This is a genomic window from Laedolimicola intestinihominis, assembly GCF_040096155.1.
Taxonomy (GTDB): domain Bacteria; phylum Bacillota; class Clostridia; order Lachnospirales; family Lachnospiraceae; genus Laedolimicola; species Laedolimicola intestinihominis.
The window spans coordinates 47,240-64,739 of sequence record NZ_JBBMFE010000011.1; the positions used below are offsets into that span (position 1 = coordinate 47,240).

14 protein-coding genes are annotated in these 17,500 nt (G+C 51.5%); 13 read left to right on the forward strand and 1 reads right to left on the reverse strand.

Annotated elements, in window-relative coordinates; translation table 11 throughout:
• The first annotated feature begins 10 nt into the window (after positions 1 to 10).
• The 10 genes from WMO29_RS11690 to WMO29_RS11735 all read left to right on the forward strand — a co-directional run bounded on the left by WMO29_RS11690 (position 11) and on the right by WMO29_RS11735 (position 12,717).
• Positions 11 to 1,624, forward strand: coding sequence for a response regulator transcription factor (locus tag WMO29_RS11690; protein WP_349164909.1), 1,614 nt, complete (start codon positions 11 to 13; stop codon positions 1,622 to 1,624).
• A complete protein-coding gene (locus tag WMO29_RS11695) occupies positions 1,621 to 3,405 on the forward strand; it encodes a cache domain-containing sensor histidine kinase (RefSeq protein ID WP_349164910.1) in 1,785 nt (594 codons plus the stop codon). Before WMO29_RS11690 ends, WMO29_RS11695 begins: the two co-directional genes overlap by 4 nt.
• A complete protein-coding gene (locus tag WMO29_RS11700) occupies positions 3,398 to 4,375 on the forward strand; it encodes a substrate-binding domain-containing protein (RefSeq protein WP_178039012.1) in 978 nt (325 codons plus the stop codon). Before WMO29_RS11695 ends, WMO29_RS11700 begins: the two co-directional genes overlap by 8 nt.
• Before the next feature lie 264 nt (positions 4,376 to 4,639).
• The gene (locus tag WMO29_RS11705; RefSeq protein ID WP_178039013.1) at positions 4,640 to 5,641 is read left to right on the forward strand and encodes an ABC transporter permease; all 1,002 of its coding nucleotides are present in this window, start codon (positions 4,640 to 4,642) and stop codon (positions 5,639 to 5,641) included.
• A 20-nt stretch (positions 5,642 to 5,661) separates the two neighbouring features.
• Positions 5,662 to 7,155 (forward strand): sugar ABC transporter ATP-binding protein, encoded by a 1,494-nt coding sequence (locus WMO29_RS11710; RefSeq protein ID WP_349164911.1) that lies wholly within the window; start codon positions 5,662 to 5,664, stop codon positions 7,153 to 7,155.
• Positions 7,156 to 7,169: 14 nt separating this feature from the next.
• On the forward strand, positions 7,170 to 8,174 hold the full coding sequence (locus WMO29_RS11715; RefSeq protein WP_349164912.1) for an ABC transporter permease: 1,005 nt from the start codon (positions 7,170 to 7,172) through the stop codon (positions 8,172 to 8,174).
• A 96-nt stretch (positions 8,175 to 8,270) separates the two neighbouring features.
• A complete protein-coding gene (locus WMO29_RS11720) occupies positions 8,271 to 9,416 on the forward strand; it encodes a substrate-binding domain-containing protein (protein ID WP_349164913.1) in 1,146 nt (381 codons plus the stop codon).
• Positions 9,417 to 9,513: 97 nt separating this feature from the next.
• Positions 9,514 to 9,954 carry an RbsD/FucU family protein gene (locus tag WMO29_RS11725; protein ID WP_349164914.1) on the forward strand — a complete coding sequence of 147 codons (441 nt, stop codon included), beginning with the start codon at positions 9,514 to 9,516 and terminating at the stop codon, positions 9,952 to 9,954.
• Positions 9,955 to 10,072: 118 nt separating this feature from the next.
• Positions 10,073 to 11,545: a GDSL-type esterase/lipase family protein gene (locus tag WMO29_RS11730; RefSeq protein WP_349164915.1), complete on the forward strand. Its 1,473-nt coding sequence runs from the start codon at positions 10,073 to 10,075 to the stop codon at positions 11,543 to 11,545.
• Positions 11,542 to 12,717 (forward strand): substrate-binding domain-containing protein, encoded by a 1,176-nt coding sequence (locus tag WMO29_RS11735; RefSeq protein ID WP_349164916.1) that lies wholly within the window; start codon positions 11,542 to 11,544, stop codon positions 12,715 to 12,717. Before WMO29_RS11730 ends, WMO29_RS11735 begins: the two co-directional genes overlap by 4 nt.
• Before the next feature lie 16 nt (positions 12,718 to 12,733).
• On the opposite strand, the gene WMO29_RS11740 is transcribed toward WMO29_RS11735, so the two are convergent.
• Positions 12,734 to 13,603 (reverse strand): helix-turn-helix transcriptional regulator, encoded by an 870-nt coding sequence (locus WMO29_RS11740; RefSeq protein ID WP_349164917.1) that lies wholly within the window; start codon positions 13,601 to 13,603, stop codon positions 12,734 to 12,736.
• 212 nt (positions 13,604 to 13,815) lie between these two features.
• Here WMO29_RS11740 and WMO29_RS11745 point away from each other — a divergent pair, with 212 nt between their 5' ends.
• The 3 genes from WMO29_RS11745 to WMO29_RS11755 all read left to right on the forward strand — a co-directional run bounded on the left by WMO29_RS11745 (position 13,816) and on the right by WMO29_RS11755 (position 17,468).
• A complete protein-coding gene (locus tag WMO29_RS11745; RefSeq protein WP_349164918.1) occupies positions 13,816 to 15,174 on the forward strand; it encodes a sugar phosphate nucleotidyltransferase in 1,359 nt (452 codons plus the stop codon).
• A gap of 58 nt (positions 15,175 to 15,232) precedes the next feature.
• Positions 15,233 to 16,300, forward strand: a complete 1,068-nt coding sequence (gene gmd, locus WMO29_RS11750) for a GDP-mannose 4,6-dehydratase (RefSeq protein ID WP_349164919.1) — start codon at positions 15,233 to 15,235, stop codon at positions 16,298 to 16,300.
• A gap of 181 nt (positions 16,301 to 16,481) precedes the next feature.
• Complete coding sequence (locus tag WMO29_RS11755) at positions 16,482 to 17,468, forward strand: GDP-L-fucose synthase family protein (protein ID WP_349164920.1); 987 nt, start codon at positions 16,482 to 16,484, stop codon at positions 17,466 to 17,468.
• Positions 17,469 to 17,500 lie beyond the last annotated feature (32 nt).

Genomic DNA, 17,500 nt, shown 5'->3' on the forward strand with positions numbered 1-17,500 from the left:
GGGGAGCAACATGTACAAGGTATTGCTGGTAGACGATGAAGCCCTGACCCGCGAAGCAATCAGTGAAAATATCCCGTGGGGGAAGCTGGGATTTGAGCTGGTAGCAAGCTGTGAAAATGGCCGGGATGCCATGGAAGTAATTCGACAGAAGAAGCCGGATCTGGTACTGACGGATATTTGTATGCCTTATGTGGATGGAATAGAACTGGCGAAGTATATCTTCGAGAACTGCCCGGACACAAAGACGATTATTATCAGCGGCTACGATGAATTTGAGTACGCCAAGCAGGCGGTGCGCTATCAGGTGATGGAGTATATTCTGAAACCGATCACACCGTCGGAGCTGACAGAAGTGCTTTTGAAGGCAAAGGCGCGTCTGGATGAAGCGCGGACCGAACGAACCACATTAAAGAAATTAAAAGGGGCCTATCAGAGCAACAGGCCTCTTTTGCGCGGGCGCTTTTTGAACAGTCTCCTGCGGGGAGACGAGCGCCGGGAGAACCTGGAAGAGAAAATGAAGGATCTGGATGTTTCTCTGCCGGGTTCCTTCTATAATACAGCCATTGTGACAGGGGACGACCTGTCGCCGTTTCTGGAACGGTACCCGGGCGTGCGGGAGGAACTGGCACAGTTTTCCATTTACAATATTACCCAGGAGCTCATTGAACAGCGGAAGCTGGGCGTAGTATTTCAGAATATGGACACCAGCACGGTAGTCATTTTCTATGGGGATAATAAAAAAGAGCTGGACGAGCGGGCGGAGACTGCGCTGACGGAAGTGCAGAAGACGGTCAAAGAGCTGCTGTTTATTGATACAACGGCAGGCGTAGGCGAGGATGTATCGGACATTATGAAGCTCTATCCGTCCTTTGAAAAAGCGAAGGCGGCGCTGGAGCTTCGGTGGCTTCTTGGCGGTTCCCGGATTCTCTGGTCGGAAATGCTGGATGCCAGTAAGAGCGCGCCCATCGACGTGTCCCATTGGGCGGAACGGGTTCTGGCAGGTGTGAAGGCCGGGAATACGGAGATTATTGAAAAAGAAGTGCGGGGCTTCGCCCAGGAGCTCCGGGAGCGGCGGACCAATCGGACCCGTTCCATTATCTATATGCAGAACCTGCTCCTCAGCGTGATAAACAGCGCGGATTTGGAAGAAGAACAGGAAAATGAGATATACAAAGAAGAAAAAGAGCTGATGAACCGGCTTTATACCTACGAGCGGCTTCGGGATATGTCCACGGACATCATTGCTATCTGCGGACATCTTTCCAGGCTTCTGAATGAGCAGCGGGACAGCTACGGGAAAAAGCAGGCAGCCAGAGCGCAGGAATACATTGAACGCAACTACATGAATTCAGATGTGACCCTGAATTCCGTCTGCACCTATCTGGCCATGAGTACCAGCTATTTCAGCACCATGTTCAAGACGCATACCGGAGAGACCTTCATTGAGGCGCTGACAAAAAAGAGGATGGAAAAGGCAAAACAGCTACTGGAAAATACCTCCAAACGCGCCTATGAGGTAGCGGAAGAAGTGGGATTTTCCGATCCCCATTATTTCAGCGTGGCCTTTAAGAAAGCCACCGGCAAAACCCCGACCGAATACGCGAAGGAGAAACGGAAGAAATGAAAAAGAATCTGCTGACGCGGTTCCGCAGTATCCGTACTTCGATTATAGTGGTCTTCAGTGTGCTGATTGTCTTTTCCCTGCTGACCTATCTGGTGATTTCCCTGCGGTATACGGAAAATACGGTTCTGAAGAATTCCAAGGCCTATACCTCACAGCTGATTGGCCAGGTAAACAACGACATTGATTCTTATATCAATTATATGGAAAATATTTCCTATATCGTATCCAGCAACTATGATGTCCGGGATTATCTCTTCACGGAAAATTTGAGTGACGAGCGCGCAAGGCAGCTGCGGGAGCGGATTACCACCGTATTTAAGACTGTGTCGGATACCCGCGGGGATATTACGAATATTGCTTTACTGCCTCAGGATCGGGATCCGATCATCAATGACGGGGACGCGGAGCTGAATCCCTATACGAAGGTGGGCGCCATGTCCTGGTATCAGGAGGCGTTGGAGCTGAATGGACAGGCGGCTATCTCATCCTCGCATGTGCAGAACGCGGTGCAGGATAAATACGACTGGGTGGTGACCTTAAGCCGGAGCATCACCAACAAGGCGAATCCCGGCGTCTGCGGCGTATTTTTTGTGGATTTGAATTACAACTCCATCCGGGAGCTGTGCGAACGCATCAGCCTGGGCAATAAGGGTTATATCTATATCCTGGATAAAGACGGAAGTATTGTCTATCATCCCCAGCAGCAGCTGATCTACAGTGGTATGAAGCATGAATTGATTTCCGAGGTCATGGAGAGCACAGACTCCTCTTTCCTGACAGAGGATGGAAAGCTATACACCATTTCCCGGTCGGAGGCCACCGGCTGGATCGTGGTGGGCGTTTCCAACGTGGCGGAGCTGATGGCGGACGCGGACGCGGCACGGCTGATTTATGTGGTCATGGCGCTGCTGCTTTTTACCGTGGCGCTGACATTGGCCTACCTGCTTTCCAGCGAAATTACCAGGCCCATAAAGGGACTGGAGCGCTCCATGAAGGAAGTAGAGCGGGGCAATTTCAGTAATGCGGCCCTGGCAGTGCGGGACAGCAATGAGATTGGCTCCCTGACCCGCAGCTTCAATATTATGACTGAGGAAATTCAGAACCTGATGCGGCAGAGCGAGCAGGAGCAGCGGGCCAAGCGCAAGTACGAGCTGAAGGCGTTGCAATCCCAGATTAGCCCTCATTTTCTGTATAATACCCTGGATTCCATTATCTGGATGGCCGAGTGGGGCAAAAACAAGGAGGTTGTAACCATGACGTCGTCCCTGGCGCGTCTGCTGCGTCGGACCATCAGCAACGAACAGGAGCTGGTGACCATCGGCGAGGAGCTGGACTGCACCGAGGCATATCTGACCATTCAGAAAATGCGGTATAAGGATAAACTGGAATATTCAATTTCGGTAGAAGAAGACATAAAAGAGGAAAAAATTGTAAAACTCCTTTTGCAGCCCCTGGTAGAGAATGCCATTTATCACGGTATCAAATATAAAGAAGGAAAAGGCACCATTGAAATCCGCGGTTTCCGAACCGGCGGCCTCATACAGCTGGAGGTGGAGGACGACGGCATCGGCATGGACGCGGAGGCTCTGGCCCATATCTTCGAAAAACACATCCGGGATACAAAGTCCAACGGCGTGGGCGTCTCCAATGTAAATGAACGGATCCGGCTGTTCTACGGCCCGGAATACGGGCTGCATTTTGAGAGCGAGCCGGGACAGGGAACCAGGGCTATCGTGGTGATTCCGGCCGGAAAGGACGTGACGGCAGTTGAAAATGAGTAAAAAACGGGCACGGATGCTTCTGGCTGCCGGCACGGCCCTGATTGTGCTGGCCGGCGGCCTCTGGTACTGGAAAAAGGCCCGGGACACGGCGCGCCCGTTGGATATCGTGCTGATACAGAAGGCTCTGGATGATACGGATTTCTGGACCTCCGTATATCAGGGCGGGGAGACCGCAGCAGAAGAATATAATGTGAATCTGACTGTCATGGGTCCGAAAAATGAGCGTGAGGTGGATACGCAGAACCAGATGATTCTGGACGCCATTGCATCGAAGCCGGACGCTATCGTGCTCTGCCCCAGCAGTACGGATCAGACCGCAGCATATGCGGAGCAGATTGAAAAAGCAGGAATCCGGCTGGTGTTGGCAGACTCCACCATGGATGAGCCCATGGGCAGCGCAGTGGTGGCCACCGATAATTATGAGGCCGGTTATAAGCTGGGCAGCTATATGAAGCAGTTTGTGAAGGAGGACAGTGTCATTGGAATCGTGGGGCATGTGAAGGGCAGCTCCACGGCAGTGGGACGGGAGGCAGGCTTTCGCGCAGGTCTGGGTGACGCTGGCTCACAGGTGGCGGAGATTGTATTCTGCGATTCCGACGCAGACAAAGCCTATGAGCAGACGAAGGAGCTTCTGAAAAAATATCCGGACATGGATATGATCGTGGGTCTCAATGAGTATTCTGCCGTGGGAGCGGCCCGGGCTGTGAAGGCTCTCGGGAAGACCGACCAGATCCGGATGGGCAGTATCGACAGCTCCATGGAACAGATCCAGTATCTGGAGGCGGGTATTTATGAAGCCCTGGTGATCCAGAAGCCCTTCAACATGGGATACCTGGGTGTGGAGACAGCGGTGAACGCGGTGCGGGGACGAAAGATCGCGAAAAGCACAGACTCCGGTTCAGAGCTGATTACAAAAGAGAATATGTACACGGAGGAGAATCAGAAGCTTCTCTTTCCGATCGCAAAATAAGGATTTCGCGGGCGGCTGTTTCGGACAGCAGCCTGCGAAATCTTTATTCATGTTGAAAAAGGTGCTTTTTTTACCACATTTTCGTTGATTTAAAGAAGATTTTCAACCTTTCCAAAAAGATTTTCTATTACTTTATTCATATTTTGGACATATAATAGTCATAGATTGACAGAGCGGACAAGACTGAAGAAATGGTTGTTCAGTTCCTTTTGTCTCTTTATGGGGTGAGGCAGGAGGGACAGTCAGAAGTTAGGAGGAAGGAAAGTGGAGAAGATAAAAGAAAATGCGTTCGTCAAAAAGATTGGCTTTAACACATTGGTTCTGCTGTGTGTTATGGTGGTGCTGTACATACTGTTTGCCATTGCGACGCCGCTGATTAAGACAAATGCAAGCTTCGTAAGTTATTCTCGAATCGTAAGTGCTCTGAACTACGCTTACTTTTTAGGATTTCTTGCACTGGGTGTAACATTTGTAATTGCGACCGGAGGAATCGATTTCTCAATCGGACCGGTTATGTTCTGTTCAGCACTGATTTCAGGATATATGCTGACCCTGAAGGGTGTACCGCTTCCGGTATGTCTGCTGGTAAGCATTCTGGTAGGAACCATCTTCGGTATCATCAATGGTTTCCTGGTAGCTTACGCAGGACTGCCTTCCTTCATCACTTCCATGGCGAGTATGATGATTGCGAAGGGTGTCGGCTCCGTATTTACCAAGACACAGTCTGTCAGCTGGCCCCAGTCAGCAGACGCCAACGGCTGGTTCCGTAATCTGGTAAAGATGAAGGTAAACGGTATGGATATTCCGACCGGTCTTATCTACCTGATTATCGGCGCGATTATCTGCTCCATTATTTTAAATAAGACAAAAGCCGGAAGATACATTCTCTGTATCGGAAGCAACCGCGAGGCGGTTCGTCTGTCCGGTGTAAATACAAAGAAATGGGAAATGCTTGCCTACATCATCTGTGGCCTGCTGGCAGGACTTGCAGCTATCTTCTATGTAGGAGCATACACTACCGTTCAGCCGGGTCTGGGCGATACCTTCAACAACGAGGCAATCGCGGGTTGCGTAATGGGCGGTACCTCCATGACCGGTGGAGTGGCATCCATCGCCGGAACCCTGGTAGGAGTTCTGATTATAGCCCTTCTGCAGGAAGGAATCCTGGCTATGGGATTCCAGATCAATTATCAGTATATCATTACTGGTATCATCGTACTGGTGGTTGTTTACGCTGACCTTAGAAGCCGGCGCAGACGGAATTAATCGGAAGGGGGAAGCGAAAAATGGGTGACGTAATTTTAACCATGAAGGGAATTGACAAGTCGTTCCCCGGCGTACATGCGCTGGATCACGTAGACCTGGAGGTCCGCAAGGGAGAGGTTCACGCCCTTATGGGTGAGAACGGAGCCGGCAAGTCAACTCTGATGAAGGTTCTGACAGGTATTTACCATAAGGATGCGGGAACCATTACCTATGAGGGTAAGGAAGTAGAATTCACCAATCCGAGAGAGGCCCAGGATGCAGGTATCGTTATTGTGCACCAGGAGCTGAACATGATGGGTCATCTGACCGTAGCTCAGAACATTTTTATCGGCCGTGAGTACATGAACGGAAAGCTCATCGACGATAAGAAGATGAATGAAGAAGCAAAGAAGCTGTTCGATCAGCTTGGTATCAATATCGACCCGAAGGAGACCATGAGCCGCCTGACAGTCGGAAAGCAGCAGATGTGCGAGATCGCCAAGGCTATCTCCCATGACGCAAAGGTTATTATCTTCGACGAGCCGTCAGCAGCGCTGACCGAGGCAGAGATCGAGGAGCTGTTCAAGATTATCCGCGACCTGCGCGACAAGCAGATGGGTATCGTATATATCTCACACCGTATGGATGAGATTAAGGTTATCACAGACCGCGTAACCGTTATGCGTGACGGCGGATATGTAGGAACCCTGATTACTAAGGATTCCACCAAGGACGACATCATCAACATGATGGTTGGCCGTGTTATCTATGAGGACCCGAAGACAGAAAGCCAGGTTGCGCCGGACGCGCCGGTAGTTCTGAAGGTAGAGCACCTGAATGCAGGAAGAATGGTAAAGGATGTAAGCTTTGAGCTTCATAAGGGCGAAATCCTCGGCTTCTCCGGACTGATGGGCGCGGGCCGTACCGAGACAGCCAGAGCGCTGTTCGGAGCAGACCCGAAGGACAGCGGCGATATCTATGTCAATGGACAGAAGGTAGACATCAAGACTCCGCAGGATGCTGTTAAATGTGGTATCGGATACCTTTCCGAGGACCGTAAGCGTTTCGGTATTGTAGTAGACAAGACAGTAGCTGAGAACTCCACCATGGCTACCATGGAGAACTTCATGAAGGGCATCTTCATTGATAAGAAGAAGGAGAAGGATGTAGCTCAGGAATATGTAGAGGCCCTGAAGACCAAGACTCCCAGCGTGGATCAGCTGGTAGTCAACCTGTCCGGAGGAAACCAGCAGAAGGTGGTTATCGCCAAGTGGCTGGTAAGAAACTGTGACATCCTGATTTTCGACGAGCCTACCAGAGGTATCGACGTAGGCGCGAAGAGCGAGATTTATCATCTGATGAACGAGCTGGTAGCGGAAGGAAAATCCATTATCATGATTTCTTCAGAGATGACAGAGATTCTGCGAATGAGTGACCGTATCGTAGTCATGTGTGAGGGAAGAAAGACCGGCGAGCTGGGAATCGAAGAAGCCACACAGGAGCGGATCATGCACGCGGCAACGCTTAGAAAATAGGAGGGAATAAGACAATGACAGACAAGAAAAACGGAAATGCTTTTACAAACAATCCGCTTGTGAGAGCGATTGGTGTACAGAAAATTGTCGTCGTGATTGTGCTGATTGCCCTGATAGCGTTTTTCAGCGCGGTAAGCCCCTCATTCCGGCAGTATTCTACACTGTTAAGTATCATGGATTATACATACTACCTGGCATTCCTTGGAATCGGCGTAACCTTCTGCCTGATTACAGGCGGTGTTGACCTTTCCATCGGAACCGGTATGTTCTGCTACGCGCTGATTGGAGGATACCTGATTACACGTCAGGGAATGCCGGTTATCGTAGGTATTCTGGCAACCCTGATTTGCGGTCTGGTAATGGGAATTATCAACGGACTGATTGTTTCCAAGGGCGGACACGCTCCGTTCCTGGCAACCCTCTGTACCATGATGATTGCCAGAGGTCTGGGCGCTATCGCCACCGGCGGAGCCAGTGTAACCTGGCCGGGCGCTACCGCACCCAACGGCTGGACCAGAAGCCTGTTCAAGCTGACGATAGGCGAGACAAAGCTTCCCCTGGGCTTCCTGTGGGTTATGATTCTGGCAGTGGTTATGAGCATCGTGCTCAATAAGACACGTACAGGACGTTACATCATCGCAATCGGAAGTAACAAAGAGGCAACCCGTCTGTCCGGTATCAATGTAGCAAAATATCAGACCATGGCGTATATATTCTCCGGTATCTTCACAGGACTTGCAGCGCTGGCTTACAGCTCCGCGTTCCAGTCCATGGCGCCCGGCGGCGGTGGTGGAGTAGAGCTGAACGCTATCGGCGGAGCTATCATCGGAGGAACCTCCATGAGCGGCGGATCCGGAAGTATCTCCGGTACTATCCTGGGAGTATTCATTATGTCCGTACTCCAGACAGGACTTCCGCTTATCGGACTTCAGGCAAACTATCAGCAGATTATCATCGGACTGGTACTGATTGTAGCTGTTTACATCGACGTACTGAAGAATAAGAAGCTGGATAAGTAAGGGAAATTCAAAATTATATAACGATGTGTACTGCGGCGAGCAGTTCATATAAATAAGAATCCAATAAGGAGAACATAATAAAAGGAGGATTTTTACATGAAAAAGAAGGTATTGGCAGCAGTTCTTGCAGCAACGATGGTAGTTGGACTGACCGCATGCGGCGGCTCCAAGGATACCACCACAACCACAACTCCTGACGCAGAAACTGAGGAGACCACAGACGATGCAGCAGCTCCGGCAGCTGACGCAAGCGGAATGTCTTTCGAGATCGTTTCCAAGGGTCTGCAGCATCAGTACTGGCAGGCAGTTAAGAAGGGTGTTGAGCAGAAGGCTGCAGAGCTCGGAGTTACTGTTAACTTCGTAGGTCCGGACAGTGAGTCCAACATTTCCCAGCAGGTTCAGCAGCTTGAGAGTGCTCTGAACGCTAACCCGACAGCAGTTGGTCTGGCAGCTCTGGATACAGAGTCCGTTAAGGATCTGCTTCAGAAGGCTATGGACAGCAACATTCCGGTAATCGGATTTGACTCTGGTGTTCCGGGCGCTCCGGAAGGATCCGTACTTGCAAACTGCTCTACTGACAACTACGCAGCAGGCGCTCTGGCAGCAGAGAAGGTTTATGAGGCAGTTAAGGATCAGGTAGCTAACGCAACCGCTCCGGTTCGTGTTGGTGTTGTAGCTCAGGATGCTACTTCCGAGTCCGTTATCAACAGAGGTCTTGGCTTCATCGACAAGTTCGCTGAGCTGGCTAAGGCTGATGGCAAGACTTCCAACGTAGTTGGAAACGACAAGTACATCGCAGATTCCAAGGCTGAGAAGACCGATGGCGCTGACGTTGTTATCGACGTTCGTGTACCGGCAAGCGTTACCTCTGAGCTGTCTGCAGCAGATGCAACCGCTCTGATGAATGAGAAGGATACTATCGCAATCTACGGCTCCAACGAGCATTCCGCAAACGCTATCATCACCGCAAATGAGAACCTGAACAAGTGCGGCGTTGGCGAGGGCAAGATCGTTGCAGCAGGCTTTGACTCTGGCGCAGCTCAGATTCAGGCAGTTAAGGACGGCGTTCTGCTTGGTTCCATTACTCAGGCTCCGGTAGCTATGGGTGAGACTCTGGTTCAGCTTCTGTACGATGCAGCTTCCGGAAATACCGCAGCTGTTAAGGATACAGATACAGGATGCCAGTGGTATACAGCAGAGAACTGCGGTGACGCAGAGATCGCACAGAACCTGTACGAGTAATTTCGGTCAGACAGTATATCTGAAAACTAAATAAAATAATGAGGGGCACACCGTCTGGTGTGCCCTTTCTGGAATAACAAAGAAAAGGAGAACTATTATGTTAAAAGGAATTCCGAGTATCTTATCCCCTGAGCTCTTAAAAGTACTTTGTGAGATGGGGCACAGTGACCGCGTCGTTATCGGCGACGGCAATTTCCCGGCAGAATCCATGGGAAAAGACGCTATCGTCATCCGCTGCGACGGCCATGGCGTACCGGAGCTTCTGGACGCTATCCTGCAGGTAATGCCGCTGGATACCTATGTGGAGAAGCCTATGAACCTGATGGAGGTAATGCCGGGCGATCCCGTAGAAACTCCGATCTGGGACACCTACAAAGAGATCGTTGCGAAGCATGATAAGCGCGGCGCTGCCTGCGTCGGCAATATTGAGCGCTTTCAGTTCTATGAAGAGGCAAAGAAAGCCTATGCGATCATTGCCACAGGCGAGAGCGCGGTTTACGCGAATGTGATGCTTCAGAAGGGCGTAGTCATTAACTAAAGTGTGTTAAAAGTGTGAAAAAATCTTAATATTTTCGGTATTTTCAGGGATATGCCTTGCGGCATATCCCTTTTTAAGTTATACTTTACTGCGTGTTATAAGAAGAAATGGGGACATTATGAAAAAATGGAAAAAATGTCTGTCCGCAATACTTTGCGCGGCCGTTCTGCTTCCGGGCAGCGAAGCGCTGGCTTCAGAAGGCGATCCGGAGCTGGAGAAAGAGCTGGCGCAGGTAATGCCGGAAAAAGATGAGTGTATGTTTGAAGATGGCGATGTAGTCGGCTTTATCGGCGACAGCATTACCCAGGTGGAATATACAGGCATCAGTTATCAGGAATTTATTTACAATTATTATATTACACGGCATCCGGACTGGAAGCTGGAATTCCGGAATCTGGGAACAGCTTCCTATATGGCGGCAGATGCGGTCCGTCTGTACAGTGACAGCGCGGTGGTGACAGATAAGGCCATTGACGGGATCAATAAGGCAGTCATTATGTTCGGTATGAACGAGGCCTTGCATAACTGGTCGGCCAAGCGGTATATTCAGAGTATTAACCAGCTGATTGAGCTACTGAATGACCGGGGAATTACCAACGATCAGATTATTCTGGTGGCGCCTACGCCTTACGACCAGACCCGAAGCTCCAATTATGATGAAAATGGTAAGCAGAAGGATGACACCGATGATTTGCTGAGTGAATATACCGGAGAACTGAAGATTCTGGCGGACGAGCTGGGAACTCACTATATTGATTTGCATACGCCGATGCTCTGGGTGACGGAGATCGTGCAGGGGCGCATCCCGGATGACACGCTGACAGTCACGGACAATGTGCATCCCAATGCCATGGGAAATACGATCGCCGGCTTTTTCTTCCTGTACCAGCAGGGAGCGGATAAGGAGGTGGCGTCCGTGGAAGTGGATGAGGATGAGACGGCAGTGACCCGCAATGCCACTGTGGCGAAGCTGAAGCGAAAGGGAGACCGCTATGTGTCCTTCCGCTATCAGCCACACAGTATTCCGATGGCAGTGACCTATGAATTTAACGAGGCGAGTCAGTATTTTGAGATTGTTGATGAGATAAGCTGGGAAAACCTTCAGGTAGCCGGTCTTCATCCGGATGTGACCTACCGGGTTTATATGAATCGGATTCTGGTGGGACAGTACAAAGGTTCCGAACTGGCGCAGGGCGTCAATCTGACGAACCTGGACTGGAATCCCGGTCAGGAAGCTGCCAAGCAGATGGAGACATTGAATCAGAGCTGGCACACCAATTCATCGGATTACCGGGCAGTGGTCAGACAGGCCATGAAGGGAAAGGCTACGCAGGCGGATGTGGATGCGGCTTACGGTATGTGGAGCGGAACCACAGCGGCACTGATCGGACAGATGTATGACATCGCCGGAAAAAGTGTGGAACACGCCAGAGTCGTGGAAATTGTAAGTGAAGATTATCATGTCTGGATGGGACAGGAAATCTGGCAGTGGATCGTGGCGGCAGTAGCAGTCATAGCGAGCATGGGGGGATTTATCCTATGGAGAAAGAGACGGAGACGTCTTCGGAAAGAACAGGAGAATGGAAAATGAAAAAGTTTGTAGCAATGTTGTGTGTGGCAGGGCTGCTGACCGGATGCGCGGTGAGTGGCGAGAAGAAAACAGATGAGGTAAAGCCGGAGGCTCCGGCGCAGACCGAGGAAACGAAAGAAGAGACAGCGAAGCCGGAGGAAAAGACGGAGACCGCTGCGGAGACAGAGAACGAAGGTGACGAGCAGGTTATGCCGGAAAACTTCCGGGAGCTGTTCGCGATCGAAGCGGAAGGCATTGATTATCTGTCGGTGGAAGGGATCGAGGTGCCGGAAGGCACTGCTATTTCTATGATTGGAAAGGATTCCGCAAGCGGCTTCTGGAAGCGTGTAAAAGCAGGCGCGGAGCAGGCGGTGACAGATATCAATGAAGCGCTGGGTTACACAGGAAACGCCAAAGTGAAGCTGACCTACGATGCTCCTTCCAAGGAGAATGTATCCGAGCAGATCGACATCATTGATCAGATGCTGGACAAAAACCCGGACGCCCTGATTGTGGGCTATGTTGACGTGAATTCCGGCAAGACCCAGCTGGAGCTGGCGGAGTCCAACGGCGTACCGGTGTTTGCGGTGGATTCCAGCATCCAGAATTCCCTGATTGAGACGGAAACCAAGACCGATAATTACAAGGCGGCTGCTGAAGCGGCAGACAGACTCTGTGAAGCTATCGGAGATTCCGGTGAGGTAGCGCTTCTGGTACACAGCTCCGAGACCGAGACCGGCATCGAGCGCGAGAAGGGCTTCCGGGAGGAAATCGAACAGAATCATCCGAATGTACAGATTATAGATACAACTTATGTAAACCAGGATGAGCGCAGCGCTGAGGAGATCGTGGCAGCTGTCATGGCAGAACACCCGGAACTGAAGGCATACTTTGGAACCAATGATAATGTGACCCGTGTGCTTGCCGCCGTGGTATCTAAGTTTGCGCTGGAAGGACAGACTGTACTGGCCGCAGGCTTTGATACCTCTGCCAAGCTGGTGCAGGCTGTGAAGGACGGCACATTGACAGGCATTATGGGTCAGGACGCCTTTGGCATGGGCTATGCCTGTGCCGTATCCGCGCTCCGCTCCATTGCGGGTCTGGACAATGCTTCCGTAATCGAACCGGGTTACTACTGGATTAACGCGGAAAATGCGGATGACTCCGTAACCCAGATGCTGACTTATAAATAGAATCATACAGGAAATATTAATTTTTCCATTTTTTTCGAAACTCCGAGGCGGTAATTCCCTCGGAGTTTTTAAATTGACGGTTCAGATAGCTTGCGTCATAGAAACCGCAGCTGCGGGCAATCTCATCCAGAGTCAGGACAGAGAAGCGTAGGAGTTTTTTTGCCCGGGTCAGCCGCCGGGAGATTACATACTGGTTCAGCGTGGTTCCATAGTACTGGTGAAATTCCCGGGACAGATGATATTTACTGATAAAGAACCGCTCCGAAAGCTCGTCCAGGGAGAACTTTTCCGTATAATGCTCATCCAGATATTTTTTTACCTCGGTCATCTTCAGGCGGCCCGGGTATTTTTCTTCCCTGGATTCTGTAATGTCCTGCAATAAAATGGACAGAATATCTACAATCAGACGGGCTGAATTGATCTCCGTCTGAAAATCGGAATTTTCATTCAACTCCAGAAGTCCATCCAGCTTCTGCCGCAGCGTGGGAAAATCAGCCGGCATGAAAGCCGGCGCGCTGTTGGCCGCGAAATACTGATAATATTCCCGGGAGGAGGAGCCGTTAAAATGCACCCAGATGAGCTCCCAGGGATCGGTCTCACTGCTCTGGTGATAATAGGGCACCATGCAGTCGATGAAAAAACAGGAGCCCTTATGCAGCTCATAAATCGTACCGTCATACATGAGCATGCCGCTGCCGGAGAGCACTAGCACCACCAGATAGGATTCCAGATTCTTACGGCTGGCCACGTGGCTTTCGCGAAGCTTCAGATAACCGGTTTCCTGCACATAGAAAAAGGCCGAGCGGGCGAAGGCGCTGGGCGTCTGAATCCGCCGCCGGGAGCTTTCCAGGTAGGAATCCGGGAATTTATCAAAATAGTTTTTCATGGGAAATGACCTCCTGAACGGGGAATAGCAAACAGCAATAAAATACCTATTTACGGCAATATCCTCACTTGTTAAGTATAATATACAGGTATATACTAGCAAAAGCAAGAAAAAGATAAGAAGAGATGTAGACAAAATAATACATATTTAGATGCTTTCGAAGCAGGAATGCAAGAAAGCGTGAGAGTGTAATCTGGCAAAGGAGAAGCTGTATGTACTACGTATTACTGTCCGGAGGCTCCGGAAAACGGCTCTGGCCCCTGTCCAACGACGCGCGGCCCAAGCAGTACCTGAAGGTGGTCAATAAAGAGAATAATTCCATGGAACACTGCTCTATGCTCCAGAGAGTCTGGGAGCAGCTGGGCGAAGCGGGTATCGCAGGGCAGGCCGTCATCACGGCTGGCAGCGAGCAGGTGGAGCTCATCAAAAGTCAGGTGAAGGAGGCACGGATCGCAGTGGAGCCGGGTCGCCGGGACACCTTCGCCGCTGTGCTGCTCTCCTGCGCCTGGCTTCTGAAGCACGGAGCCAGCCGGGAGGATTATGCGGCGATCATGCCGGTGGATCCCTACACCGAGGGCAGCTACTTTGAGACGGTAAAGAAGCTGGAGGCGATCATGCGGGAATCCGGCGCAGAGGTAGGACTGATGGGCGCAGCGCCCAGCTACCCGGCCACCAAATACGGTTACATCCTGCCGGGAGCGCGGAAGGACGGCTGGTTCGAAGTCCGGGGCTTTGCGGAGAAGCCGGACGAGGAAAAGGCTGGGGCCCTGCTGAAAGAGGGCGCATTGTGGAACTGCGGCGTATTCTGCGTGAAAATCGGGGATATCTTGAAGCGCACAGGGACTTACGGCGTACCGGAGGATTACGATGCCCTCTGCGCTGCCTATGAAAGCCTGCCGAAAATCAGCTTCGATTACGAGGTGCTGGAAAAAGCGGAGCACCTGGCCGCGGTGGAGTTCAACGGGTACTGGAAAGATCTGGGAACCTGGGACGCCCTGGCAGACCAGATGAGCACCGACACCATCGGAAATGTGGTGCTGGACGACACCTGCGAGAACACCCAGGTCATCAACGAGCTGAAGATGCCGGTAGCCGTCATGGGAACCCGGGATCTGGTGGTGGTGGCCGCCCAGGACGGCATTCTGGTAGCGGATAAAAGCCAGACCGCCAATGTGAAGGCCGTTGCGTCAGCCTTTGATACGAAGCCCATGTTTGAGGAGCGCCGCTGGGGCACCCTGGAGACCCTGGATGATACCGAGAGCCAGGGCCAGACAACTTTAACCCGGAAAATCTGCATTTACGATGGAATGACATCCAGTTATCACTACCATGAGCACCGGGATGAGATCTGGACGGTTCTTCGGGGTACCGGAGAATTAATTCTGGAGGGCACGAAGATTCCCTTAAGCCAGGGAAAGGCCGTCTGTATCCGCAAGAATCAGCGGCACGCGGTCAAAGCCTTCCATGATTTCGAGTACATTGAGATTCATGTGGGAACCAGCAGTGGAAATGAGGATATCAATCGAATCACATTCCATTGGGATGAGATAGAACTGAGCCATATTTTGTAACGATCAGTACAGCCGGAGGCTTTGCAGCGGAAGGTGCAGAAAAATGAGGAGAACGAAGATGAAAAAGACAGCGTTAATCACAGGAATTACAGGACAGGACGGCTCCTATCTGGCGGAGCTTCTGCTGGAGAAGGGCTATGAGGTATACGGCTTATTCCGCCGGGGCTCTACTAACACTGCGGAACGTATCGAGCACCTTTTAAAGGAGCGGGAAGCGAAAGGTGACGGCCTGCATCTGGTCTACGGCGACATGACAGACTCTATGAATCTGGTGCGCCTGATGCTGGAAATCAAGCCCGACGAAATCTATAACCTGGCGGCCCAGTCCCATGTGGCAGTTTCTTTCGAGGAGCCGGAATACACAGCCAATGCGGACGGCATCGGTGTGCTGCGGGTGCTGGAGGCAGTTCGCATCGCGGGCCTTGCGAAGACCACCCGCATTTACCAGGCGTCTACTTCCGAACTGTTCGGCAAGGTGGAGGAGATTCCCCAGAAAGAGACCACCCCGTTCCACCCCCGTTCCCCTTACGCGGTGGCAAAGATGTATGGCTACTGGATCACGAAGCATTACCGGGAGGCCTACGGCATGTTCGCGGTAAATGGTATTCTCTTCAACCATGAATCCGAGCGTCGGGGAGAGACCTTCGTAACCAGAAAGATCACCCTGGCGGTAGCCAATATTCTGGCGGGCCGTCAGGAGAAGCTGTACTTGGGCAACTTGAACGCCAAGCGCGACTGGGGCTACGCAAAGGATTATGTGGAATGTATGTGGCTGATTCTTCAGCACGATACCCCGGAGGATTTCGTCATTGCCACCGGAGAGACAAGAACCGTCCGTGAGTTCACGGAGGCGGCTTTTGCCCATGCGGGCGTACAGCTTTGCTGGGAAGGCGAGGGCGTGGACGAGAAGGGCATCGATATGGCTACGGGCCGGGTGCTGGTGGAGGTAGCTCCCGAGTTCTTCCGTCCGGCGGAGGTAGATCTGCTGCTGGGTGACCCAACCAAGGCGCGCGAGACTCTGGGCTGGAATCCGCGGAAGACTTCCTTTGACGAGCTGGTGAAAATCATGACTGAGCATGATATGGAGCTGGTGAAGAGGTCGGCGACGGCGGGCGTGTTGAAATAGAAGGAAAAGCAACTGTCAGAAAGCGGCCCATATCAGGAATGTAAAATAAACAGAAAAGATAAAGACAGGAACAGTAAAAGATAATTTGAATGACAGTAATTGTATGATGATAAAACAGATAAGTACAAAGAAATATATTTTCTAAGATTCGTAAAAGTGTAAGAAGAAAGCAGGGAATATCATGACAGAAATAAAAGAAACTCAGGCAGTCGAGCCCCTCGACCGCAACAAAAAAATCTACGTGGCAGGCCACCGCGGCCTGGTAGGCAGCGGACTGGTGCGCTGTCTTCAGAGAGCCGGATTTAAAAATATTGTAACGAGAACCCACGCCGAGCTGGACCTGACCCGTCAGGCCGATGTGGAGGCCTTCTTCGCCGAGGAAAAGCCAGACTACGTGATTTTGGCCGCAGCCAAAGTGGGAGGCATCCACGCCAACGATACCTACCCGGCGGATTTCATCATGAAAAATCTGCAGATCGAAACCAACGTTATCGACGCGGCTTATAAAAATCAGGTGCAGAAGCTGCTGTTCCTGGGAAGCTCCTGCATCTACCCCAGAGATTGCCCGCAGCCGATTAAGGAGGAGTACCTGTTAAGCGGCTATCTGGAGAAGACCAACGAAGCCTATGCCCTGGCGAAAATTGCAGGCCTGAAAATGTGCGCCTTCTACAACCGTCAGTACGGCACTCACTACATCAGCGTCATGCCCTGCAATCTCTACGGCATCAACGACAACTTCGCCTTGGAAAATTCCCATGTACTTCCGGCCCTGATCCGCAAGTTCCATGAGGCAAAAATCAACCAGGCCCCCACCGTCACCGTCTGGGGCAGCGGCAAGCCCTTGCGGGAGTTCCTGAACGTGGACGACCTGGCAGACGCCTGCCTGTATCTGATGGATCACTACGATGGCGATGACTTCTTCAACGTGGGCTACGGTCAGGAAGTGACCATCCGCGAGCTGGCCGAGCTGGTGAAGAAGGTGACCGGATATGAGGGCGAGATTGTCCAGGATCCGACGAAGCCCGACGGAACGCCCAGAAAGCTCACCGATATCAGCCGCATCAGAGCCACCGGCTGGGAGCCGAAGATCGATCTGGAGACAGGACTGCGCCAGACTTACGAGTGGTTTTGCGGGCATTATGCGACAGGTGATTTCGCGCAGCGATAAAAGAAAATGTAAAAAACTGGAACCAAAAGCAC